Annotated in this window: 24 protein-coding genes and 1 other annotated feature; of the genes, 11 read left to right on the top strand and 13 right to left on the bottom strand. The window is 45.6% G+C overall.

What is annotated here, in order from left to right:
- Positions 1-354 precede the first annotated feature (354 nt).
- From OCV54_RS12115 to OCV54_RS12125, 3 genes are read right to left on the bottom strand one after another with little or no spacing between them, the layout of a single operon-like run.
- Complete coding sequence (locus OCV54_RS12115) at positions 355-1050, bottom strand: CvpA family protein (protein ID WP_055224240.1); 696 nt, start codon at positions 1048-1050, stop codon at positions 355-357.
- A gap of 18 nt (positions 1051-1068) precedes the next feature.
- The gene (locus OCV54_RS12120) at positions 1069-2358 is read right to left on the bottom strand and encodes a DUF5711 family protein (protein WP_055224246.1); all 1290 of its coding nucleotides are present in this window, start codon (positions 2356-2358) and stop codon (positions 1069-1071) included.
- 57 nt (positions 2359-2415) lie between these two features.
- Positions 2416-3714: a LysM peptidoglycan-binding domain-containing protein gene (locus tag OCV54_RS12125; protein WP_055224248.1), complete on the bottom strand. Its 1299-nt coding sequence runs from the start codon at positions 3712-3714 to the stop codon at positions 2416-2418.
- A 249-nt stretch (positions 3715-3963) separates the two neighbouring features.
- Between OCV54_RS12125 and yyaC the strand changes: the two genes are divergently transcribed.
- Complete coding sequence (gene yyaC / locus OCV54_RS12130) at positions 3964-4515, top strand: spore protease YyaC (protein WP_015533411.1); 552 nt, start codon at positions 3964-3966, stop codon at positions 4513-4515.
- On the opposite strand, the gene OCV54_RS12135 is transcribed toward yyaC, so the two are convergent.
- Positions 4516-5628, bottom strand: coding sequence for a hypothetical protein (locus OCV54_RS12135; protein ID WP_015533412.1), 1113 nt, complete (start codon positions 5626-5628; stop codon positions 4516-4518).
- 295 nt (positions 5629-5923) lie between these two features.
- On the opposite strand from OCV54_RS12135, the gene OCV54_RS12140 reads away from it, so the two are divergent.
- Complete coding sequence (locus OCV54_RS12140) at positions 5924-6337, top strand: CBS domain-containing protein (protein WP_015533413.1); 414 nt, start codon at positions 5924-5926, stop codon at positions 6335-6337.
- Positions 6338-6421: 84 nt separating this feature from the next.
- Here the strand turns inward: OCV54_RS12140 and OCV54_RS12145 are convergent, their stop codons facing one another.
- On the bottom strand, positions 6422-8086 hold the full coding sequence (locus OCV54_RS12145; protein WP_015533414.1) for a 2-isopropylmalate synthase: 1665 nt from the start codon (positions 8084-8086) through the stop codon (positions 6422-6424).
- 49 nt (positions 8087-8135) lie between these two features.
- Positions 8136-8406, bottom strand: a binding site (T-box leader).
- Between the two features lie 73 nt (positions 8407-8479).
- Complete coding sequence (locus OCV54_RS12150; protein ID WP_015533415.1) at positions 8480-8629, bottom strand: hypothetical protein; 150 nt, start codon at positions 8627-8629, stop codon at positions 8480-8482.
- A 175-nt stretch (positions 8630-8804) separates the two neighbouring features.
- On the opposite strand from OCV54_RS12150, the gene OCV54_RS12155 reads away from it, so the two are divergent.
- Positions 8805-9479: a uracil-DNA glycosylase gene (locus tag OCV54_RS12155; RefSeq protein ID WP_015533416.1), complete on the top strand. Its 675-nt coding sequence runs from the start codon at positions 8805-8807 to the stop codon at positions 9477-9479.
- 18 nt (positions 9480-9497) lie between these two features.
- Positions 9498-10106 carry a histidine phosphatase family protein gene (locus tag OCV54_RS12160; RefSeq protein ID WP_022216737.1) on the top strand — a complete coding sequence of 203 codons (609 nt, stop codon included), beginning with the start codon at positions 9498-9500 and terminating at the stop codon, positions 10104-10106.
- Between the two features lie 54 nt (positions 10107-10160).
- Here the strand turns inward: OCV54_RS12160 and OCV54_RS12165 are convergent, their stop codons facing one another.
- On the bottom strand, positions 10161-10784 hold the full coding sequence (locus OCV54_RS12165; protein ID WP_022216736.1) for an HD domain-containing protein: 624 nt from the start codon (positions 10782-10784) through the stop codon (positions 10161-10163).
- A gap of 167 nt (positions 10785-10951) precedes the next feature.
- Between OCV54_RS12165 and OCV54_RS12170 the strand changes: the two genes are divergently transcribed.
- The 5 genes from OCV54_RS12170 (at position 10952) to OCV54_RS12190 (ending at position 15340) form a co-directional block, all read left to right on the top strand.
- A complete protein-coding gene (locus tag OCV54_RS12170) occupies positions 10952-13096 on the top strand; it encodes a Tex family protein (RefSeq protein ID WP_082419799.1) in 2145 nt (714 codons plus the stop codon).
- Positions 13097-13175: 79 nt separating this feature from the next.
- Positions 13176-13445: a spore coat associated protein CotJA gene (locus tag OCV54_RS12175; protein ID WP_055147972.1), complete on the top strand. Its 270-nt coding sequence runs from the start codon at positions 13176-13178 to the stop codon at positions 13443-13445.
- A gap of 2 nt (positions 13446-13447) precedes the next feature.
- Positions 13448-13711 carry a spore coat protein CotJB gene (locus OCV54_RS12180; RefSeq protein WP_022216733.1) on the top strand — a complete coding sequence of 88 codons (264 nt, stop codon included), beginning with the start codon at positions 13448-13450 and terminating at the stop codon, positions 13709-13711.
- A complete protein-coding gene (locus tag OCV54_RS12185; RefSeq protein WP_015533421.1) occupies positions 13711-14334 on the top strand; it encodes a manganese catalase family protein in 624 nt (207 codons plus the stop codon). The genes OCV54_RS12180 and OCV54_RS12185 overlap by 1 nt, the downstream gene beginning before the upstream one ends.
- A gap of 58 nt (positions 14335-14392) precedes the next feature.
- Positions 14393-15340, top strand: coding sequence for a DMT family transporter (locus tag OCV54_RS12190; RefSeq protein WP_055224250.1), 948 nt, complete (start codon positions 14393-14395; stop codon positions 15338-15340).
- Here the strand turns inward: OCV54_RS12190 and OCV54_RS12195 are convergent.
- Positions 15335-17173, bottom strand: coding sequence for a metallophosphoesterase family protein (locus tag OCV54_RS12195; protein WP_055224252.1), 1839 nt, complete (start codon positions 17171-17173; stop codon positions 15335-15337). The genes OCV54_RS12190 and OCV54_RS12195 overlap by 6 nt on opposite strands.
- A gap of 353 nt (positions 17174-17526) precedes the next feature.
- On the opposite strand from OCV54_RS12195, the gene OCV54_RS12200 reads away from it, so the two are divergent.
- Positions 17527-19143: a CTP synthase gene (locus OCV54_RS12200; protein WP_055224254.1), complete on the top strand. Its 1617-nt coding sequence runs from the start codon at positions 17527-17529 to the stop codon at positions 19141-19143.
- 91 nt (positions 19144-19234) lie between these two features.
- Here the strand turns inward: OCV54_RS12200 and OCV54_RS12205 are convergent, their stop codons facing one another.
- Positions 19235-19861: an HAD family hydrolase gene (locus OCV54_RS12205; protein ID WP_055224256.1), complete on the bottom strand. Its 627-nt coding sequence runs from the start codon at positions 19859-19861 to the stop codon at positions 19235-19237.
- 19 nt (positions 19862-19880) lie between these two features.
- The gene (locus OCV54_RS12210) at positions 19881-20201 is read right to left on the bottom strand and encodes an ArsR/SmtB family transcription factor (protein WP_022216728.1); all 321 of its coding nucleotides are present in this window, start codon (positions 20199-20201) and stop codon (positions 19881-19883) included.
- A 191-nt stretch (positions 20202-20392) separates the two neighbouring features.
- Between OCV54_RS12210 and OCV54_RS12215 the strand changes: the two genes are divergently transcribed.
- Complete coding sequence (locus tag OCV54_RS12215; RefSeq protein WP_055224258.1) at positions 20393-20590, top strand: DUF378 domain-containing protein; 198 nt, start codon at positions 20393-20395, stop codon at positions 20588-20590.
- 55 nt (positions 20591-20645) lie between these two features.
- Here OCV54_RS12215 and OCV54_RS12220 read toward each other — a convergent pair whose 3' ends face one another.
- The 3 genes from OCV54_RS12220 to OCV54_RS12230 are packed head-to-tail and all read right to left on the bottom strand — an operon-like array spanning position 20646 to position 23073.
- Positions 20646-21596 carry a CPBP family intramembrane glutamic endopeptidase gene (locus OCV54_RS12220; protein ID WP_055224260.1) on the bottom strand — a complete coding sequence of 317 codons (951 nt, stop codon included), beginning with the start codon at positions 21594-21596 and terminating at the stop codon, positions 20646-20648.
- Positions 21597-21600: 4 nt separating this feature from the next.
- Positions 21601-21981 (bottom strand): RidA family protein, encoded by a 381-nt coding sequence (locus OCV54_RS12225; protein ID WP_015533429.1) that lies wholly within the window; start codon positions 21979-21981, stop codon positions 21601-21603.
- 42 nt (positions 21982-22023) lie between these two features.
- Positions 22024-23073 carry a CvfB family protein gene (locus tag OCV54_RS12230; RefSeq protein WP_308936789.1) on the bottom strand — a complete coding sequence of 350 codons (1050 nt, stop codon included), beginning with the start codon at positions 23071-23073 and terminating at the stop codon, positions 22024-22026.
- Positions 23074-23089: the final 16 nt, after the last annotated feature.

Consider the following 23089-nt stretch of genomic DNA (forward strand, 5'->3'; position numbering starts at 1 on the left):
ATTGGTTTGTTGGATCTTTGATATCATCTCTGATCCGACGTTCTTGAAATTCTTGTTTGGAATTTCAGGGTTGTCATGTTGTTAATTTTTCAAGGTTCTTTATGTTTTCGCCTCTCAGCGACAACTTCTATATGCTATCACATCTGAAGTTCTTTGTCAACAACTTTTTTATCTTTTTTTCAAGACCTTTTCGGTTGCTGATGTCCGACCTCTTCGGCGACAACTTCTAAATATTACCACACCGAAGTGTGTATGTCAACAACTTTTTTCATTTTCTTTGTCATCATATTCCAGTGACAGAAGAATAAAATCGATGTTAACTTGTGCCGGTCACAACCAGCAAGTGAAACTATACTAAATATCTCCCAATATGTCAATAACTATTTTCAAAAAAATGTTTTTATCGTACAGATATGTGAGAGCCTTGCTATCGTGTACCATTTCCAGCATCTGCGAAGCCACTGAGAATGCCGACAAAAACGTTATGAGAACCATTGCGATCCATATACACAACACAGCCTGTGCAACGCCAAAAGCAAGTCCTCCTGCTTTGTCCAGTCCACCGACCACGGGGATACCCGACAGAACATGCGATAACGCAAGAGCTATCAGCACGAGCAGTAGCACCACAAATATGGTTAACAGATAAGACAGTCCGTTCATTACCATATCTGTGAGATAATCCACAACATATGCCACATAGTCTCCGATCGCCTTTCCATTTATCTTGTCTCCGCCGTTACTGCGTATGTAGTTCTTCACGATCTCCGGCAGTTCTGTATGTTCTAGATAATCTTCTTTCTCATAGACAGATACACTTTCACTGATATCTTCCACTCCTATGCTCTGCTCCACCTTCTGCCTCACGGTGTCTCTGAGTGGTGTATGCTGACAGAGGAACTGGTTTACATACGGATTCAGCACATTTGTCAGGATCACCGCTCCTACTATGCCCACTGCACTTACCGCACTTTTGATGAGACCTCTCCTGTATCCGATAAGGGCGCACAGAAGAATAACCGCCACAGACGCAAGCAACATCAGATTCATATGCGCTTCTCCTTTCTCTTACATGCCCTTGAGGGCAATAGTCTGCGTCTCATTTTCAAATATGACCACATACTCCTCCTCGTTTGAGTCCGGCACAACATTTACAAGATTCTTGGTGAATGAATAATTAAATTTCATACTTCCATTAAACCTGATTATACTGCAGTCCATATCTCCCGTGACTATTATCTCCTCTTCAGTTGCATATATTTTGTCAAATGCATTGTCGTAGTCCACTTCAGCCTTCAGCGCACCCTTGTTGTCATATATATATATTTTGTATTTCGCCTTTGAGGCAGAATCCGAGACAGCAATATAACCCACGCAGGAAGAATTATAGAATACGCCCTGCATCTCCCTGGATCCGAGATCTATAACAGCTCTCTCCTCCGGTTTCTCCGTCATAGTGTATGTTCTTATATCTTTATTACCAAAGCATGCAATATTGTCATTATCTGTAAATTTCACGATAGGATACAGTGCATCATCCACTGTATAGCTTCCCATCATACGATCAGCATTCTCATTCTGTCCAACCGAGCTAAAATTGTACATGGCTATCACAGACTGTACCTTTGTGCCCTGTATCTTCATATAACTTGTGACCAGCTTCTGTCCATCGTTCGATATGTCTATATCCATAGGGTATCCACTTTTATCTATCGTGGTCTTGAGCTCATAGATCGTGTTGCTGTCCTTATCGTATCCATTGATATAATTGCAGTCTTCTCCCACAAGTACAAGGGTGTACACTCCCTGCTCTGCAATATCAACATTTGAGATGTCGTAAGCGAGAGTCTGACGGCTGACTTCGCCGTCAACATTAAACACATACACATCTTTACCGTTCATATCCGCAACTATCGCGTAGTTTCCGCACACCTCTGCGTGTGGCATCTTCATCGCATAGCTCACATCCCACTTTGTCACGCCTTTTTCATCTATGTAAGATGCACCGTCCTTGGTCACCTTCAGCACATTTCCCGCAAATACCGTGTAATCTGCTATATTGTCACCTGATGTTTCCGTCGCTGACACCACATCATACTGAGTGTATGTCTTTATCGCATTATATCTCAAAAGTGCAGTGACAAGTCCTAGCACAACCACAATTGCTGCGATAGCGAGGAGCATTTTGCCTTTTTTGCCCATGGTACGTTTTACTTCAATGACATTATCCCTGCCATTTGCAAGGCTTTCCTCGTCCATATCATCTTCTGTCTGATTCTGAACTTCCTGTTTTTCATCGTCTCTGCCCGCAGCAATTTCCTTATCCGCAGTTTTTTTATTTTTTGTTAAAAATTTCATATCCGTATTCCTTCTGTTCTTTATTCACTATAAAAAAACATGGTAATTATAGCATTTTTAATCTGTATAGGGAATAACCAATTTCTGGCCCTCATATATAGGTTCATCTATCTTCAGGCCATTTACCGCCGCTATACTCTCTGCGCCATCCTGCGTTCCGTACATCTTTATCGATATACTCACAAGAGTGTCCCCCGGTTCAACCACATAGATGCTCTCCGTATCCTCCGGCACAGAAGGTATCTCTGATGTTACAGCTTCATCTGAAACACTGTCCGAAGTGTATTCCGAGCCATCCGAAGTTCCCTCCACCGAAGCACTTGTATTCTCCGCTCCTTGCGCCGCTGATATATCCTGCGATCCATTTGCTTTCTGTGCCATCTCTGTATCCTGCACACCTTCCGCATTCTGAGTTGCCTCCGTGTTCTGTGATCCCGGCGTATTTTTTTGTGTATAGGCATCTCCGGATGCAGCTCCTCCCACTGTTTCCTCAGCACCGGCCATGGTGTCTGCACTGTTCATGAACACCTGAACCTCACCGGAGTGTTTTGCCTTTGTCAGCCTGTCCGTTATCTGCCCCACTGTATCCGGGGATATGTACCACAATGCTCCAAATGACACCGCACATACCGCAACAAAGCACGCCGCGGTTGTACCCCAGCTCCTCTTCTTCCGGTTCTCCGTCTGTTTCCCCCTCTCTCTGAAGTTTTCAACGACCGTCTTATCCTTTATTACCACACTGTCTGTCGCAGATTCCGCAGTCTCACGCTTTCTGCTGATTATGTAGTTCTGCATTTTCTCATTTCTCACATAATATATATAGTATCCCTTTTCCCTCATAAGGGTCCCGTGATCGTAATAATAAAATGCCTCCTCACACTCCAGTGCATCCATAAGGAACAGGATCTTTCCCTCACCCGGGAAATTATCGCGGTGCAGCCTTTTCATCTGATCGTTTATCTCTGCAGAGAAACCCATTCTGGACAGGAACCATCCCACGATTGACAGGTCATCGAAGTATTTGTTTATCTCCGCATATATCCCGCTCCACTCGCTGTCACCAAATTTTATCATGGATATGTCAAATTCAAGATTCTGTGCATCCACTGCGCCGCTGACAAATATCACCTTTGTGCCATTTTCATCATATACTTTTCCGAGAAGTATGGCTCCACGGCAGTTCATATTGCCCGGCGATGCAATTCTCCTCAGATATGTCATGACATAGTCTTCTACATATATCTTGTAATTTCCCGGGGCATTTCCCACCTGTCGTATATTCTTGGGCAGCTCATATTTCACCCTGTCGCTTGACCTCATCATCTCATTTGCTTCATCATATACTATCTCTATCATTCACCCGACCTCCTATACTCTTAAGCATCAGCCCTTACAGCTCCGCCAACGATGCATGAATAATACCATGTTGACAAGACGCTTTTTTAGGAAATCATGTCATTTGATGTGTGTAACTGCGCCCTATATTCCAGCCTATTACGACCTATATCTACAGGATCACGTAAATGAGCGCTTTATGAATCTATTGTGTAAACTTTGATAATCTTGGAAATACTCTATACTATAAAACACAGGCAGGGTATTGATATGATAAAAAAGAAGCAGCGACAAACAGAATATTTTAATCCAAATGACATTCTTGCCTGCCGTGCGCTTTCAACCAGAATATCGGATTTTCTGGCAGACAGCGGGCAACCTTCTGACAGCACCGTGGTTTTATGCATAGGAACCGACCGCGCTACCGGTGATGCTCTCGGCCCTCTGACAGGCAGCTTTCTGACAGAGCACAACTGTCCTTTCAAAGTATACGGAACGTTAAAAGCTCCGGTCCACGCCCTCAATCTGCGCGATACCATACACCATATATACGACCATTTTGTCTCCCCCGCCATCATCGCCGTCGACGCATCCCTTGGACGTCCTTCAGATGTAGGTATGATCACGCTCTCTAACGCCCCCCTGTACCCCGGAATCGGTGTAAATAAAAAACTCCCGGCGATAGGAGATATCTCCATCACCGGGATTGTAAATCTGTCTGGAAAGCCAGGTATGAGTCTTCTTCAGAGCACCAGGCTGTATACCGTCAGCAATATGGCACGCTTCATCTCTGACGCCATACTGTCATCATCGACACACTGACTAGCTCTCTCCCTTATAAACCTCTATGGCGCCTGACACTGTGCTTGCCGTGCCCTCCTCCATGATCGATATAAGATCAGAGAGTTTCTCTTCTGTGAGCAGATCTTTGCCAAGGAATGTGACATAGCTGTCAGTCAGATGGCTCTGCATATCAGCAAGCTGTGACTCCATGGCATTGATCTTTTCCTCGAGCTGCTTCAGATCCGCCTTAAGTGCGTCGATCTTCGGCTGCCGTCTTCCTGTTATCTCATCAGTTATAACCTGTTTTGTATCATTCTCAAATACTTTTATCGCCTCAAGCTTGCGATTGCTTATATCCTCGCGCTCCGCCTCAAGCTCGCTGAGCTTTTCATCATATTTGCCAAGATTATATACACTCTCATCCTTGTCTCTTGTTATCGAGTTTCTGATGATCCTTATCTGCTTGTTGTTGGCGCGGACCTTGTTTCTTATCCGCCTGCCCTCATTGACGATCTCAAGATTCTTTACCTTGGCAAGATTGAACACTATGAAATATATGATAAATTCTGCTATGACAATCGCCTGACTGATCACCACATACGTCAAAGTGTGAACTCCGGTCTGGTATATGGTGTATGAAAGCGCCACGCATACAATCGCCGGTATACATCCGCAGAACAGGAGTATAAGCAGTATAAGCTTAAACACGTCGCCTGCTCCGCACGGAGCGAACATACAGTAGAAAAAGCCCGTATTGCAGAAGCCCGATACATTGTTCTGCTTAAACAGCTCCTTTGCCTTGAGTCTGAGCTGTCTGTTGCTCTCGTTGAGGGAGGCCGTCTCGCTCTCTATTCGGTTGCCCATACGCTCCGTCTTCTTCTTATCTTTTTTTGACTGAAGCTGCCTTATCTTGGCTCCGTTCGCCGAAAGCTGCTGGTCGTATCCATCCTCTATCTCATTCTTTCTGTTTTTCAAGGTTGAACTGATCTCATCAGAAAGGCCCTTTTCCTCCTGTGAGATACTCCTGCTGGTCTTTCTCTGTGCCGTTCTCACCTGTTCAAGGTTGTCCTGCACATCATCGATAGCCACCACCAGCTCCCTTGCCTTTATAAGATATTCCTGATTCTCCTGGAAAACATTCTCCGATCCCATACAGTCCTCCTTATGTCTCTTATAATAGTGCATATCAAGTTTATAATATCAAATCGCCTACTAATTAACAACATAATTTTGCAATTTCTGACACATCTGACACATTTCGGATTATATTCTGAAAATACTTTCTTATCATGCACCCGGTCACTATTATTTCACAGTAATTTAATTGAACTCATACTGATTATATTTTATAATTATTACATATGGGCGATAAGCAATATTTATGGTATTTATCATTTACAGAATGGGGCTGTAAAATTACAAATTATATATGACAAGGAGAAGAGGCATGAACATTTTATTTTTTCTTACACCTAAGAGCGATGTAGCATATATTGAGGACAGTTTTTCACTCAGACAGATACTTGAGAAGATGGAGATACACAGATATTCTGCAATACCGATACTATCCAACACCGGTGAATATGTCGGCACCATAACGGAGGGCGACATTCTCTGGTACTGCAAGCGCAATTCGATGAACGCGCTCAAAACCGCAGAGAGCATCTTCCTTAATGATATTCCAAAGAAATTCGAGTACGCCTCCGTATCCATCAGTTCCAACATGGAGGATCTCATAGCCAGAGCCATGGTCCAGAATTTTGTTCCGGTGGTTGACGATCAGAACAAGTTCATCGGCATAGTTACACGAAAGGATATCATCGGTTACTGCTATAAGAAACTTAAGACCAGCGAATCATAAAAAACACCCGGATATGTAAGCATTTCGCCTGCACATCCGGGTATTTTAATGTAATTCAATATATCTTAATCCCTAATTTAATATCTAATTGAGATCTCCCGTTCTGTTGACGGCGCTCACGAGTGCATGTACAGATGCGTCTATGATATCGTTCTTTATTCCTGCGCCCCATGTAACCTTACCATCGACAGTCTCGACTCCGACATAGGCAACTGCCTGTGAGTTTGAGCCAGTCTGGAGTGAATGCTCCTCGTAGCATACGACCTTGAACTGTATGTCAAAGTGCTTCTTTATAGCGTTGCTCACGGCATCCAGACGTCCATTTCCCTTGCCGTGGTAAACCTTCTTCACACCGTTCTTCAGAATAGTTATCTCTGTGGATATTCCATCTCCCTGTACGAAGTGATTCTCAAGCATCTTGATAGGGCCATCTATATTGACATATGTATTCTGGAATATATCCAATACTTCCTTTGGACTGAGCTCCTTGTGCTCCTTATCTGACACATCCTTTACTGTGTAGCCCAGATCCTCTCTGAACTTTGCAGGAAGGTCAAAGCCGTACTTTGTCTGGAGGATGAATCCAATTCCACCCTTTCCTGACTGGCTGTTTATTCTAATAACATCGCCATCATACTTTCTTCCGATATCCTCAGGGTTAAGCGGCAGATATGGACAGGTCCACATTCCGTCACCTTGCTCTTTTCTGAACTTCATTCCCTTGGCAATGGCATCCTGATGTGAGCCTGAGAATGCGGCAAATACAAGCTTTCCTGTATATGGTGAACGCTCGTAAACCTTCATTCCTGTAACTCTCTCATACATCTCTGTGAGCGATGGTATATCGCTGAGATCTATCTCAGGGTCAACTCCATGGGTGAACATGTTCATGCAGAGTGTGATCACGTCCACATTTCCTGTTCTCTCACCATTTCCAAATAATGTTCCCTCTATTCTGTCTGCGCCGGCAAGGATACCAAGCTCTGCATCTGCCACTCCACAGCCTCTGTCATTATGAGGATGAAGTGACAGGATAATATTCTCCCTGTCGTGGAGGTTCTTGCTCATATACTCTATCTGGCTTGCGTAAACATGCGGAAGTGACATCTCGACTGTTGCAGGGAGGTTGATTATAACCTTTCTGTCCGGTGTCGGCTTCCATACATCGATAACTGCGTTGCAGACCTCAAGTGCATAGTCAACCTCTGTTCCGGTGAAGCTCTCCGGTGAATACTCAAAACGATATGGAACGCCGTACTCATCAGCCATCTTGTTGAGCAGCTCTGCTCCATCCACTGCTATCTTAAGTATCTCTTCCTTTGACTTTCTGAACACCTGCTGTCTCTGGGCAAATGATGTTGAATTGTACAGATGTACGATCACGTTCTTTGCACCCTCTATAGCCTTAAATGTCTTCTCTATGATATGTGGTCTTGCCTGTGTAAGTACCTGTATCGTGACATCATCAGGTATGAGATCCTGCTCTATAAGTGTTCGGCAGAACTCGTACTCAGTCTCGGACGCTGCAGGAAATCCGATCTCTATCTCCTTGAAACCGATCCTGACAAGCTCCTTGAAAAATTCCAGCTTCTCATCAAGGCTCATAGGTACGATCAGGGCCTGATTACCGTCTCTCAGATCCACGCTGCACCAGATAGGTGCTTTGTCAATATACTCCTTGTTTACCCAGTCTGTGCACTGTACCGGCGGCATGTAATAGCCACGCTTGTAATTCTGATAATTCTTCATTGATATAACCTCCTACTTAAGCAAAAAAAAACTCACATCTCCTAATCACTATAGAGACGTAAGTTACGCGGTACCACTCTATTTCATACAATAATGTATGCTCTCATCGCAGATACAGATGAACGATATACTTACCGCCGTCTTATACCCTCCTGCTGTAACGGTCAGGCTCCGTCCCTTCCTACTTCACACGATCATCTGACGTGCCATTCAGCGGGCTGCTCCAAGGCGAGTTCAAACCCTATCGATCACCGCCTCACACCAACCGGCGGTTCTCTGAACATCTCCAGAATTCTACTGCTCCTCTTCATCGCATTATCTAGGCTGACTCTAACACATACAAGTGTCAGATGTCAACCCCTTTTAGCTATAATCCTATATATATTAACAGTTCTACCAGACAATAAATCTCTTGTTCTTGAGAGATCTTCCGCCTGCTGTAAGCATCAGTATACCCACTACAAGACCAGTAACTATCGTTATAACCCCAAGTGCTATGTTGAGTGCTCCAACCTGCTTCATAGTCTTATATGCTTTCTCCATACTCATATGCTCCTTTCTATAAGTCTTTATCAATTCTCAGATATAGTAAGTATATCATGTGATATTGCTTCTTACAACTTAAAACTTGAATTAGTTTATTTTACTTTGCACCCCGCCCGTGATAAAATAACTGTGTTTCGGATCATTATATTTGTATACAAAAAGGAGTATCAATATGCCAGCAATAACAAATGACTGGGCTGAATATCTTAAGCCTGAATATAAGAAACCTTACTATAAAAAGCTGTTTGATTTTGTGGGACAGGCATACGCAACGGAAACTGTCTACCCACCAGCCGATGATATATTCAACGCATTTCACACAACGCCGTTATCCCATGTAAAATGTGTGATAATCGGTCAGGATCCATATCATGAGCCAGGGCAGGCACACGGTCTGAGTTTCAGTGTGAAACCAGGTGTCACCATACCACCATCGCTCGTCAACATATATCAGGAGCTTCACGATGATCTGGGATGTAAGATCCCCAATAACGGATATCTTGAGAAGTGGGCCGACCAGGGAGTCCTCATGCTCAATGCCGTGCTGACCGTTCAGGCTCACAGAGCCGGTTCCCATCAGGGAAAGGGCTGGGAACATTTTACCGATGCAGCGATCAGGATCCTGAACGAGCAGGACAGACCTATCGTGTTCATCCTGTGGGGTGCATACGCCCAGAAGAAGGCCGCATTCCTGAACAACCCACACCACCTGATCCTGAAGTCCGCACACCCAAGTCCACTGTCTGTATACAGGGGCTTCTGGGGAAGCAAGCCGTTCAGCAAGACCAACGATTTCCTGGTTGCAAACGGAGTCGAGCCTATCGACTGGCAGATCGAGGACATTTGATTTTGGAGGACTGTACACATGGAGATTTATATTGTAAGACACGGTGAAACCGTATGGAATAAAAAGAAGCTGCTTCAGGGCCGGACTGACATTGAGCTCAGCGACAAAGGACGAGAGCTCGCCAGGATCACAGGAGAAAATCTGAGAGACACACACTTTGATATGGTGTTTTCCAGTCCGCTTAAGAGGGCTTACGAGACAGCCAGCCTCATTGTCGGCGGCAGGGACATTCCAATTGTGAAGAATGACCTCATAAAGGAAATGTGCTTTGGTGACTGGGAAGGGCAGAATATGTCAGAACTTCTGGCAGACGGAGGTCAGGATTTTCAGTATTTCTTCAAGCATCCTGAGCTCTATCACCCGGTTGGAAACGGTGAATCATTTGAGGAACTCTGCCAGCGGGCGGCCAGATTCATGACTGAGTATGTGGAGCCACTCTCCTCAAAATATTCAAGGATCATGATCGTTGCCCACGGTGCGATAAACAAAGCAATGATGATGCATGTAAAAAAGCATCCGCTCGAGGAGTTCTGGTCAGGCGGGCTGCAGCAGAACTGCAACGTGATAATGCTTGACTACTCAGACAACGTATATACGATCATCGACGAGACAAAAATTTTCTATTAGACAGTATAATAAAAACAAAGAGCACTGTCCCGGCTTCATCCATGATACAACCTATCATGAATGTTTCAGGTTCAGTGCTCTCTGCACTTCCAGTATCTGCTCTTCTATCTTATCTGCGAGCATATATATCTGTTCATTATATCTTCCGTCTATTCTCCGCATAGCCTCGGGAAGGGGATTGAGAATGTCTGTATACGACTGCTTTATCTTCTTCTGTATCCACCTCACATCAGGCATGTAAACTATCGTTCTGAGATTGTGAAGCCTGTCCGCAAGCTTCACGATCACCGTCTGGTACGAACCCTGGGAAAATAACCTCCTGGCATATACGGAAAACGGTTCCCCCTGTATCCTAGTCAGAAGTCTTACCTGTTCGCGTATGTCCGCGCCAAATGCACTCTCTATATCGTCAAGTGTACATTCTGTATCTTCAACCGTGTCGTGAAGGAGTGCAGTTATGAGGATATCCTCGTCGGTTATCCCGCACTCTTCTCTCAGGATATTGTATACGCCAAGTATATGCTCATCATAATAAGGCTTCATACCGCCATTTCCCCGGCGCATCTGCCCTTCATGAAATGCTTTTGCCATATCCATAGCCTGCTGTATGCGTTCTGAAACCTGTACATCCGGTCCAACCATATCATCAACGCCTTTTCCCAGTGTCATGTCAGCCATCTTCTTATCCCTTTCAGTACATCCCAAACTACACAAAGTATAACATAGCAGCCTTGAATAATCTATCCATTTTTTATATACTTAACAAATGTGCTTCTATTAAATTTTACATTTACAATGAAATATTTTTTACTTTGCACATCACACTTTACAAAAGGAGTATATACATGAACATAATCAAGAAAATTGCTCAGGAGATAGGCTGTCGCGACAGCCAGGTTGAAGCAGCGGTAAAACTCATCGATGATGGCAACACAATTCCATTCATCGCCAGATATAGAAAGGAAGCCACCGGCTCCCTCAACGACGAACAGCTTCGTCTTCTTCACGAAAGACTTGTATACCTTAGAAATCTCGAGGACAAAAAGGCTCAGGTCATCGCAAGTATAGAGGAGCAGGGAAAACTTACAGATCAGCTCAGGGCGGACATTGAGAAGGCCGAGACCATGGTTCTGGTCGACGATCTCTACAGACCATACAGGCCTAAGCGAAAGACAAGGGCAACCATCGCCAAGGACAAAGGGCTGGAGGGGCTTGCAAACATCATCATGCTGCAGATGACCAGAACTCCGATAGTCAAGGAAGCTGAAGCTTATGTGTCTGAGGAGAAGGGCGTTGCAGACACAAGCGAAGCCATCGCAGGCGCAATGGACATAATCGCTGAAAATATATCTGACACCGCCGATTACAGGACTCACATAAGAGACCTCACCACCAGACACGGTGTGCTGAGAACAACAGCAAAGGACCCGGAGGCTGAATCCGTATACGAGATGTACTACGACTTCTCCACCCCTGTATCCAAGATGACCGGATACAGAACCCTCGCCGTTAACCGCGGTGAAAAGGAAAAGTTCATCACAGTAAAGATCGAGGCACCGGTCAACGACATAATATCATATCTGAAAAAACAGATCATCGTCAGAGACAATCCTGAGACCGAACAGATACTTTCAGACGCGATCGCAGACAGCTACGACAGGCTCATAGCCCCTGCCATCGAGAGGGAGATCAGAAACGCCCTCACAGAGACCGCTGAGGACGGTGCCATCAAGGTATTTGCATCGAATCTGCAGCAGCTCCTCATGCAGCCTCCTATCGCAGGGCAGACCGTGCTCGGCTGGGATCCGGCGTTCAGAACCGGCTGTAAGCTCGCAGTTGTGGATCCGACCGGAAAGGTTCTCGACACCGTTGTCATATTCCCAACGGCACCTCAGAAGAAGGTTGCAGAGGCTAAAAATACTGTGAATGCTCTAATAAAGAAGTACGGCATAACTCTCATATCCGTGGGAAATGGTACGGCATCCAGAGAGTCAGAGATGGTGATCGCCGAGCTCATCAGTGAACTTGACACACCTGTACAGTACGTGATAACCAACGAGGCAGGAGCTTCTGTCTACTCCGCCAGCAAGCTTGCAACCGAGGAATTCCCTCATTTTGATGTTGGTCAGAGAAGTGCGGCTTCCATCGCCAGGAGAGTACAGGATCCTCTGGCAGAGCTGGTCAAGATCGATCCAAAGGCTATCGGAGTCGGTCAGTATCAGCACGATATGAACCAGAAGAAGCTGACAGAAGCCCTGGACGCAGTTGTTGAGGATTCTGTAAATAAAGTCGGCGTCGACCTCAATACCGCTTCTGCCCCACTTATGGAGCACATTTCCGGAATAAACAAGACGCTGGCCAAGAATATCGTGGATTACAGAGAGGCAAATGGACGCTTCAAAACCAGAAAGGAACTCCTCAAGGTTGCCAAGCTCGGACCTAAGGCATTTGAACAGTGCGCAGGTTTCATGAGGATAAGCGGCGGCTCAAATCCTCTGGATGCCACATCTGTACATCCTGAGAGTTACGATATAGCCACTGCCCTGCTGAGCCACATCGGCTACACAACCGATGACATTGCATCCGGCAGGCTCAAGGATCTTTCAAAAGCCGCCGGCAACATCAAAAAGCTAGCTGAGGAGCTGGGAACAGGAACGATAACTCTCAACGACATCATAAAGGAGCTTGAAAAGCCTGCCCGTGATCCCCGTGACGAGATGCCAAAGCCGATCCTCAGAGGAGATGTCCTTGAGATGAAGGATCTGACAGAGGGAATGATACTCAAGGGAACCGTCAGAAACGTGATCGACTTCGGTGCATTTGTGGATATAGGTGTTCATCAGGACGGACTTGTCCACATCTCAGAGATGTCCGACAAATTCATAAAGCACCCTCTTGACGTGGTGAGCGTCGGCGACATTGTCCAGGTAAAGGTCATCGGCATAGACCTCGCCAAGAAACGCATACAGCTCTCCATGAAGGGTATTTAACACACGACAAAATACAGTAACATATTTAAGCCTCCAGCATAGTTTATACAGAGAAAACTTATGTATGGAGGCTTTTATAGTGGAACAAAACAGAAACTGCTGCCGTAACGGCCAGAATCGATGCTACTATAACCAGGGAACCTCTGTTAAATACACCGCCTCATCCGGCTCCAAGCCACGCTCCTGTGACTCCGGCACTGCCACTTCGGTGAGAACCGACAGGCCGCTCGGAATGGCTTATATCCCTGAACAGTTCTTTGAAAATCTGTACGATGCAAAATGCGGACTGATGGAGGGCACCATGTTCAAGGATCTCAATCTGATATTCTGCGGGGTAAGGGGGAAATAGCCATGAATAAAATGAACAAAAAACAGCTTCTGCGCTTTATCACAGAGGTCTCTTTTGCACTTGACGATATTGCGCTCTATCTCGACCTTCATCCCGACTGCACCAAGGCACTTTCGAGCTATGACAACTATCAGAGCATGCGCACCCAGGCTATAAATGATTACGTGAACATGTATGGGCCGCTGAACAAATATCAGGTCACTGACAACAACTATTTCAACTGGGTCAATGACCCTTGGCCATGGGAAGGAGAGTGTAACTGCTAATGTGGGTTTATGAGAAAAGATTACAATTTCCTATAAATATAAAGGAAACCAACGCAAAGCTGGCTCAGGACATAATCAGTCAATACGGCGGTCCGGACGGTGAAATGAGTGCCTCGATGAGATACCTGTCGCAGAGATATTCCATGCCTGACAAGAAGGTCAAGGCGGCTCTGACCGACATCGGAACCGAGGAACTTGCCCATCTCGAGATGGTTGCGACCATCATTTACCAGCTCACAAGGGATCTGAGCATCGAGGAGATCAAGGCATCGGGCTTTGACAAATATTATATCGACCACACCATCGGCATCTGGCCCCAGGCGGCAGGAGGAATTCCATTTAACGCCTGCGAATTCCAGTGCAAGGGCGACGCGATAACAGATCTTTTTGAGGATATGGCCGCTGAGCAGAAAGCCAGGTCGACCTACGACAACATTCTCAGACTGTGCAAGGATCACCCGGACGTATATGAGCCTATCAAATTCCTGCGCGAGAGGGAGGTCGTGCACTTCCAGAGATTTGGCGAATGCCTTGAGGCTGTAAAAGATACCCTCGATCACAAGAATTTCTATGCATTCAACCCTTCATTTGACACCAAGGCACCTTGTTTAAAGAATAATTGAAAATTAGAAATATCGGTGGTAAAATGATGTCACTTTTAACAAGAGAAGAGGCGGTGTTATGTCAGAAAAACAGATCAACCACTCACAGAGATTCGGAATCATACTGGTTCTGTCATGCGGAATCATGTGGGGCATAAGCGGAGTCCTTGGACAATACGTGTTCCAGTCGTCAGATGTAAATGCCACACAGCTTTCCATAATCAGACAGTTTATATCCGGTGTCGTACTGCTTGTCATCGCCGCCGTAAAGGGAGATAAAAGGGCTTTGACCATATGGTCAAAGCCTAAAAGTGTCATATCTATGCTGTTCTTTGCACTCTCAGGTGTCATGGGCGTGCAGTTCACATACTTCGCTTCCATCGAACATTCCAACGCCGCAACCGGCACAGTGATCCAGTTCACATACATAATCATGCTGCTGTTGTACACAACAATATTCATGCACAAGAGACCTCATATATATGAAGCCGCCTCAGTCGTATGTGCATTTGCAGGTATCTTTCTGATCGCCACACACGGCAGCCTGAATTCCCTTGCCATATCCAGGCCGGCGCTCATATGGGGACTCACCTCAGCGGTATGTTTCACTATATACTGCCTTTATCCTCAGAAGCTCTACAATGAATATGGTCTGGTAAATATCATAGGCTGGTCATCACTCATAGCCTCCATTTTCCTTGCGCTGGTCACGAAAACATTCTCACTGCCTCACATGGATGGAAGGATAATTGCAGCCTCACTTGCGGTAGCCATTGTGGGCTCCCTCATCCCATTTACAATATACGGTCTCGGCATCAGCATCCTCGGAAGCGTGAAGGCGAGTCTTTTTGTCACAGTCGAGCCCGTGTCAAGTGCCCTGCTGACGTGGATCTTTCTGGGAACCCAGTTCACCCGTATGGATCTGATCGGTTTTCTCCTGATTCTTGGATCCATACAGGTTGTTGCCATAATGACATTTCACAATGAAAAACACATAGTAAAAGCTGAACAGACCCATCTGTCATGATGAAAGTCCATCCAGTTCATCTATCGCACATCTCATAACCCGGATCTCCTGAAGCTTTTCATCAAGAAGCTTCTCCCGGTGTGTGAGTTTTTCGTATATATCTCTTCTTCGTCCGTCAAGGCTTTGCAGCCCGGTTCTGCGGCTGTGTATCTCATCCCGCTGTGCACAGAGCTTATCAAGTTCCGCCCTGCTTTCCTCAAGCTCCGCTGTCAATCTCTTTCTTCCACTCTTCTTCCTGAGTCCCCAGTATTTTGACAACGCATATCCAATATAGTATGCAAGTCCCGCAGCTCCGACAGCAAAGAGCATCGCATACACAAGTCGTCCGTCCGGGAGAATATTATCACCCCGTGCGACCAATGCATACATTATAACTATCGACAATATTCCAAGTACCATGAGCGGTACAAGTGCTGTTCTTACTCCAGTCCTTATCCAACTTCGTCTGTACTCCTTAGGAAGCTCCTCCAGATGACGTCTGAGCGTCGTGATCTCAAGTTCGCTTTTCCGCTCCTGTGCCCATACCGAGTTAAGCTCACCCAGAACATCAGAGCTGACCTCGTAGTCATTTCGCAGGCTCATATATTCCCTGACCGCAGCGTCCGCCTCGTATGTCTGACATTTCATCCTGAGTATCTGTCTGACCTGTCTCAGTGTATCGTGATAAAGCTCCCTGCCCATTTTTCTGCCCGATCTTGCATACAGCCCCGACACCTCTATCATCATGTCGACCGCAAGTTTTATTCCGTCTCTGATTTCAAGATCGGCAACATTCAGTTTATCGAGCAATCTGCCAAATTCTGTATTTTTGTTGGCTCTGGCGTATTCACTGTAGTCGGATCGTTCAAATCTCTCACCTTCCACCGCCAGGATTCTGTAATCCTTCAGCATGGATGATATATCAAAGTTCTTCTCACAGCCTGTCATACGGTTCAGGCATATGGAATATATATTGTCACGTCCCTCAAGCTCCAGGATACCCAGAATGGCCTCCGTCAGAGCACCGTCCCTTGTATCGTTATCCACCGGATAATCAATTCTTTTATATTCTCTGACCGCAGCAGGCACAAACTTAGTCGAAACCACTCCGTCAGACATTTCCCCATAGATATATCCATGTGCGCCTGTTGACTCTCTCGACACAGCCTCCGGACTTCCAGAATAATAAGCCTTGCCCGGAATCTTCATCTGATACTTCTGGCGGCCGCCAAACGCAATGTAATTAAATCCACTGGCACGCAGCCTGTTCCAGTCAACCGGCATCCGTCTCCGGTCACCCCCACATGCGATCAGCACATTACATACCGCTTCATCCTGCGGTTCTGCATCATCCACCACCCTGGCATCCATCTTCCTGTCAAAATAGCTCACGCCGTATATATCAACGTCCTTGTCCGGAAAATGAATATGATCCAGTGCCATGGTCGCCTGCTCATCCCTGACCGCTGTGTACCCCATATCTCCAGTCTGTTTGTCTCCAATCTGTCTTATTCCAGGGCTTCCGATCACACACACACGGGATTTGAAACCATAGTCAAGAAGCGGCGCATCACTTCCCAGATTATCCTGAAATCCAGCAGCATATATGACCACTGTATGCTTTAAGCTTCCAAATATCTCATCAAGCCATACAAGCTCTTCCTCAGATGGCTGATGGTCAAACAGATTGCCTGCAACCAGAAGAAAATCCACGTCAAGCTCCCCGGCACGTGCCACCACAGCCTCAAATGTCATGTATATTTCGTTTTTCCTCTCGCCGCTCCATACACACTCCCTGTCAGGCAGCGCGCCGAGCAGCACATCGGATATATGTATAAACGTTATCTTTTTCATCAATCTGTATATTCCAATCCCAAGCATGAAAATGCATTATAATCCGTATTTGTTATGTGTGAGCATGACGCACGCCCCACATTTACATACTCTTTTATAATTATATTAGTATATGTCGATACACGCAAGTGCAACGACATAATGTATGTCGTGCACAGGTGCGACAGCCTTCACGCATCAATGTGCTTCATTATTTCATGTCATCTGACCCTAAAACGTTCATTTCAACAGCCAGAGCATTATTTTGCCAAGTTTAATTTGTTTTTAGCTTGTTTTTCTCAATTGACTTTTAGATATGGCTTGCTTATAATATGTTAATGTAGTTTTTTGAAGTATTAATGGAGGATATAATTATGGCAGTCAAGTATGTGTTTGTCACTGGTGGTGTTGTATCTGGACTCGGTAAGGGTATTACTGCTGCTTCTCTTGGACGTCTTCTCAAGATGAGAGGATATAAAGTCACAAGCCAGAAGTTCGACCCTTATATCAATATTGATCCGGGAACAATGAACCCTATCCAGCACGGCGAAGTTTTTGTCACTGACGACGGCGCCGAAACAGATCTGGATCTCGGTCACTATGAGCGTTTTATAGACGAAAGTCTCAACAAGAATTCTAATGTAACAACCGGAAAGGTATACTGGAGCATCCTTCAGAAGGAGCGCCATGGTGATTTCGGAGGACACACAGTACAGGTAGTGCCACATATCACCAATGAGATAAAAGACAGATTCTACAGAAATCCCGATGCAAAGGATACTGAGGTAGCGATAATCGAGATCGGCGGAACCGTTGGAGATATCGAAAGCCAGCCATTCCTTGAGGCTATCAGACAGTTCCAGCATGAGGTTGGTCCTAAGAACTGCATCATGATCCATGTAACTCTTATCCCTTATCTGAAGGCTTCAGGTGAGATCAAGACCAAGCCTACCCAGGCGAGCGTTAAGAATCTTCAGGGAATGGGTATTCAGCCCGATATCCTCGTATGTCGTTCCGATCTTCCTCTTGATCAGGGCATCAAGGATAAGATCGCACTGTTCTGTAACGTGCCGAGCAGAAACGTTATACAGAATCTTGACGTGGATGTTCTGTATGAGGTTCCACTTGCCATGGAGAAGGAGCACCTTGCCGATGTAGTATGTGAGTGCCTGGATATGGAATGTCCTCCACCTGCAGAACACGCATGGCTCGAGTGGACAAGCATGATAGATGCATGGAAGCATCCTGAGAAGAATGTAAGAGTTGCTCTGGTCGGAAAGTACGTATCACTTCACGATGCCTATATCTCAGTAGTTGAGGCATTGAAGCATGCCGGCGTTGCCAACAAGGCAGAGGTTGAGATCAAGTGGGTCGACTCCGAGCTTGTAACAGAGGAGAATGTCGCTGAGATCCTCGGCGATATAGACGGAATCCTTGTTCCGGGCGGCTTTGGCGACAGAGGTATAGAGGGAATGATCACTTCTATCAATTACGCCAGAACACACAAGGTTCCTTACCTTGGACTGTGTCTCGGAATGCAGCTCACGATAGTTGAATTTGCAAGAAATGTACTTGGATATTCAGACGCCCACAGCTCTGAGTTCAATCCAAACTCATTCCACCAGGTAATCCACATCATGCCAAACCAGCACGATGTAACCGATCTTGGCGGTACCCTCAGACTTGGTTCATATCCTTGTGTGCTTGCAAAGGATTCAAAGTCATACCAGTTATACGGTACAGAATATATCCACGAGCGTCACAGACACAGGTACGAGGTCAACAATGACTATCGTCAGGCTCTGACTGACAACGGAATGGAGCTTGTCGGACTGTCACCTGACGGACATATCGTCGAGATGATCGAGATTCCTGAGCATCCTTGGTTCATCGGAACACAGGCACATCCGGAATTCAAATCAAGACCAAACAAGCCACATCCTCTTTTCAAAGGATTTGTAGCAGCTGCACTTGAGCATATGGATAAATAATATATAGAGACGGGGAGTATATCAACTGCTGATATACTCCCTGTTTTCTGTTTATTATGTTTTATAGCAGGTCTGTAAATGACCTTCCGGATCACTCCACCACGTCAAGAAGTTCCGCAAATGTATGGATCTCCGCATCCTTATCCTTCACACTGCCAAACCCGTATGCCGCGTGAATGAACTTTATCCCGGCAAATCTGGCACTGTCGCAGTCGCCCTGGATGTCGCCGACATATGCAGCATCCTCTATTCCATTCTTCTCCATGAGTATCTTTATACTCTCGCCCTTTGATACCTTTGTATCTCCCCAGCAGAGTATATCCTTAAAATACTTTCCAAACCCGTAATAATCAAGAAATGCCTCTATATATCCACTCTGGCAGTTGCTGACTATAAACAGCCTGTGTGATCCCGAAAGCTTCGCAATGGTATCCTCTACACCATCGTACAGAACGCCGCCATGTTCACGGAGATACTCGTTCTCATAGTCTCCGCAGGCATCCATAAGCTGAGTCATTCTGTCCTCCGAATACGCTCCGAACAGCTTGTCGGCAATGGCATCCATAGGCATACCCATAACAGATTTGATATCGGCCTCTGTCACCTTCATGTCCACATCAGCCTGTCTTTCGAGGACTTCACTCCAGGACGCAGCCACATTTGCCGCGCTGTCCCACAGAGTTCCATCCATGTCAAATATAAGTGATTCTACCTTCATATTCTACCTCTCGTATATTCTATTCAAGTATATGGTCAACACCCTGTTTGATGATGGTCACAACGTGCTCATCGGCCAGGGAATATATTATATTCTTGCCCTCTCTTCTGCTTTTTATCAATTTGGCCTGCTTCAGCACCCTGAGCTGGTGTGAAATAGCCGATGCATTCATCTCCAGACGCTCTGCGATGTCTCCGACACTCAGTTCCTGCTTAAGCAGGGCGAACATGATGGATATACGTGTCGCATCGCCAAACACCTTGAACAGGTCTGCCAGATCTGCGAGATCCGACTGTTCCAGTTCATAACTGTCAAAAAAAATATTTTTATCTTCTGCCATATCTATGGTCCTTTCTGCTCCCAAACAAGCAACTCACGTGTTCCATTTGAACAAGTATTCATATGTAAATTTACTACACTTACTTTTTTGTGTCAAGTCACCTGAATCTCATGAATATTTCAAATGATAACTGCACACAATTACATCATACTGAAACGCCGCATTTGGCGCGATCATATTGGAGGTCAAAAATGAAAACATTAAATTGCATATGTCTCACACTGACCATAATCGGTGCTATCGTATGGGGCATTATAGGACTGTTCAGCTACAACATAGTGGACGGCATCTTCGGTGCCGGAACTGCATTTTCCAGAATAATCTATACTCTGGTTGGTGTTGCCGGACTGTATGCCATCTCCTTCTACTGGTTATTCAACAGGGATTAACGGCATTAATATGCAAATGCCCGCACCTATAAAAGTGCAGGCATTGTATTACATATCATAAAACAAATTCTGTTATTATCATAAATCCTATGCATACGCACAGTGCCAGAACAAGCGGCACAGATATGATCCTCGGTCTCTTGACCTCAGCGTTCCTGTTTCTTCTGAACATCGCCAGCATATCCATATGCCTTCCATTCAGGTACGCCAACAACACTATCATCGCCGCAGCCGCACACAATCCCATAAATGCAAATGGAATATATATCAATATCGTCTGCTTGAGCTGATCTGTTGCTATTCCCTCAGAAGCCTGTTTCTCCACCATCTGCTTGAGCACGCTGACATGTGATGCTATATAGCTGATGATGACGGATATCTCATTAAAGCAGAAATGGGCATACATGGTCGTAAATATACTTCCTGTCGCCTCGGCAAGAAATCCCAGCATCATTCCCAGAACCATCGCATATGCCATCTGATTGAAATTCATGTGCATGGCTCCGAACATTATTCCTCCTATGATTATAGCCGCCAGTCTGCTGCCATATCTGTAGCTTCCCATTATGACGCCTCTGTAGGCAAGCTCCTCCACGATTCCCGGAGTGACCGCCATGAGAAGTGTTGACACCCACAGCTTATGATTCGACACAAGACCTGTTGCAAGCTCGGTAGTGGCACTCTCCACCCACAGAAGACTTATGGCATTTATGAGTGTCATAAGAGGCTCAAGAGCCACGACGAATGCCGGAACGATGATTATCGCCAGCCAGTGCGTCTTTTTCAGTCTGAGCGTTTCGCGCAGATCACATTTGCTTATAAGAATATATATGATCGTCGGCACGAATATCATGCTCTGGCTCAGGATCAGATTCTGAACCATGGTTATATGTGAGCCGATATTCGTCTTCCACAGGATCATAACAACACACAGATACACACATATCAGCGACAGGAAAAACCATGACGCTCCGTGTACCTTTCTCTGAACATTGTCCTGTCTCATACGCTTACTCTACTGTAGCGATGGCTTCTATCTCTATAAGCACATCCTTAGGGAGTCTTGCAACCTCCACGCATGAACGTGCAGGGAAATCGCTTGTGAAGAAGTCCTTGTAAATATCATTTATCTTGCCAAAATCATTCATATCCTTGATAAATACTGTTGTCTTCACTACCTTATCCATAGATGAGCCTGATGCCTCTATGAGATTCTTGAGATTGCCGATCGCCTGTCTTGCCTGTACAGTGACATCTCCCTCAACCAGTGTATTTGTCTCAGGATCGATAGGTATAACTCCTGATGTAAAAAGCATTCCATTCACGAGAACCGCCTGTGAATATGGTCCTATTGCCGCTGGTGCCTTTGGTGTACTTATTATTGTCTTCATGTTTTGTTCCTCCTGTTTTTTACTATTATATATGATGAACTATTACTCCTCATCCATCTCGCTCAGCTCCGCCATGAGAGCCTTTCTGTTGTTGCGCCTTCCGCCATTGCTTCTGGTGAATTTCACAGTGCCTTTTCTGTCTGGCACGGGCTCCGGTGACCGTCTGGATACCGGCTTCTTCGTCTCAGGCTTTGCACGCTTCACAACATCGGCTTTGGTTGTTCCTTTTTTCGCAAGCTCTGCCCGCTCTTCCTCGGACAGTATCTCAATGTTCTTCTCTGTGATCCTTATCTTACCGTCCTTGAGGAGCTTGCCAACCGCCGTCTTAAATGCTCTCTTGCTTATTCCAAATTCCTTCTCTATCACCTTTGAATCTGCCTTGTCATTGAACGGGAGCACTCCATTATATGAATCGATGATATTCAATATCATCTCTGCATTCTCCCTGATCTGCATCTTTATCGGCTTCTGCATGGTGAGGTTCAGCTTGCCGTCTTCCCTGACTGACGCAACCCTGCCCTCAACGTGGTCGCCGGCATATATGGCACTGTGTATCTCCTTCTTCGGGATAAGTGCTGAATATTTGTTGTCCACAGCGACAAATGCACCATACTCGGAGCTGTACTCTATAACTATTCCCGATATAGCATCTCCCTGCTTATATGGGGAATTGCTGCTCAGATACTCATAAACCTTCATGGACACACACAGTCTGTCCGATTTGTCAGTGTACATTCTGACCAGATATTCATGGTTCTCTCTCACCGGGCCAACCTGCTCCTTAAACGGAAGCAGAATATCCTTTTCAAGTCCCCAGTCCATGAATGCACCGATCTTGGTAGTTCCCACACACCTGAGAACAGCCATCTTACCCATAGTTATATATGGAACATTCACAGTTGCAATGAGTCTGTCGTCAGAATCCCTGTATATGAACACGTTGATGTGCTCGCCTGTCTTTATGCCATTCGGGACCTGCTTTCTCGGAAGAAGCACCTCACTGTCAGAATCCGCACATCCAAGATACACACCAAATTCCTTTTCTCTCTTTACTATAAGATCATTCCATTCGCCTATCTTTATCATCGTCATACCGTCCTCTTAATTT

The sequence above is a fragment of the Coprococcus aceti genome, from assembly GCF_025567285.1.
In the GTDB taxonomy this organism is placed as follows: Bacteria; Bacillota; Clostridia; order Lachnospirales; family Lachnospiraceae; genus Coprococcus; species Coprococcus aceti.

Coding starts and splice junctions, on each gene's coding strand:
- OCV54_RS12115 (WP_055224240.1), bottom strand. CDS start 1,050: ATGAATCTGATGTTGCTTGCGTCTGTGGCGGTTATTCTTCTGTGCGCC.
- OCV54_RS12120 (WP_055224246.1), bottom strand. CDS start 2,358: ATGAAATTTTTAACAAAAAATAAAAAAACTGCGGATAAGGAAATTGCT.
- OCV54_RS12125 (WP_055224248.1), bottom strand. CDS start 3,714: ATGATAGAGATAGTATATGATGAAGCAAATGAGATGATGAGGTCAAGC.
- yyaC (WP_015533411.1), top strand. CDS start 3,964: ATGATAAAAAAGAAGCAGCGACAAACAGAATATTTTAATCCAAATGAC.
- OCV54_RS12135 (WP_015533412.1), bottom strand. CDS start 5,628: ATGGGATCGGAGAATGTTTTCCAGGAGAATCAGGAATATCTTATAAAG.
- OCV54_RS12140 (WP_015533413.1), top strand. CDS start 5,924: ATGAACATTTTATTTTTTCTTACACCTAAGAGCGATGTAGCATATATT.
- OCV54_RS12145 (WP_015533414.1), bottom strand. CDS start 8,086: ATGAAGAATTATCAGAATTACAAGCGTGGCTATTACATGCCGCCGGTA.
- OCV54_RS12150 (WP_015533415.1), bottom strand. CDS start 8,629: ATGGAGAAAGCATATAAGACTATGAAGCAGGTTGGAGCACTCAACATA.
- OCV54_RS12155 (WP_015533416.1), top strand. CDS start 8,805: ATGCCAGCAATAACAAATGACTGGGCTGAATATCTTAAGCCTGAATAT.
- OCV54_RS12160 (WP_022216737.1), top strand. CDS start 9,498: ATGGAGATTTATATTGTAAGACACGGTGAAACCGTATGGAATAAAAAG.
- OCV54_RS12165 (WP_022216736.1), bottom strand. CDS start 10,784: ATGGCTGACATGACACTGGGAAAAGGCGTTGATGATATGGTTGGACCG.
- OCV54_RS12170 (WP_082419799.1), top strand. CDS start 10,952: ATGAACATAATCAAGAAAATTGCTCAGGAGATAGGCTGTCGCGACAGC.
- OCV54_RS12180 (WP_022216733.1), top strand. CDS start 13,448: ATGAATAAAATGAACAAAAAACAGCTTCTGCGCTTTATCACAGAGGTC.
- OCV54_RS12185 (WP_015533421.1), top strand. CDS start 13,711: ATGTGGGTTTATGAGAAAAGATTACAATTTCCTATAAATATAAAGGAA.
- OCV54_RS12190 (WP_055224250.1), top strand. CDS start 14,393: ATGTCAGAAAAACAGATCAACCACTCACAGAGATTCGGAATCATACTG.
- OCV54_RS12195 (WP_055224252.1), bottom strand. CDS start 17,173: ATGAAAAAGATAACGTTTATACATATATCCGATGTGCTGCTCGGCGCG.
- OCV54_RS12200 (WP_055224254.1), top strand. CDS start 17,527: ATGGCAGTCAAGTATGTGTTTGTCACTGGTGGTGTTGTATCTGGACTC.
- OCV54_RS12205 (WP_055224256.1), bottom strand. CDS start 19,861: ATGAAGGTAGAATCACTTATATTTGACATGGATGGAACTCTGTGGGAC.
- OCV54_RS12210 (WP_022216728.1), bottom strand. CDS start 20,201: ATGGCAGAAGATAAAAATATTTTTTTTGACAGTTATGAACTGGAACAG.
- OCV54_RS12215 (WP_055224258.1), top strand. CDS start 20,393: ATGAAAACATTAAATTGCATATGTCTCACACTGACCATAATCGGTGCT.
- OCV54_RS12220 (WP_055224260.1), bottom strand. CDS start 21,596: ATGAGACAGGACAATGTTCAGAGAAAGGTACACGGAGCGTCATGGTTT.
- OCV54_RS12225 (WP_015533429.1), bottom strand. CDS start 21,981: ATGAAGACAATAATAAGTACACCAAAGGCACCAGCGGCAATAGGACCA.
- OCV54_RS12230 (WP_308936789.1), bottom strand. CDS start 23,073: ATGACGATGATAAAGATAGGCGAATGGAATGATCTTATAGTAAAGAGA.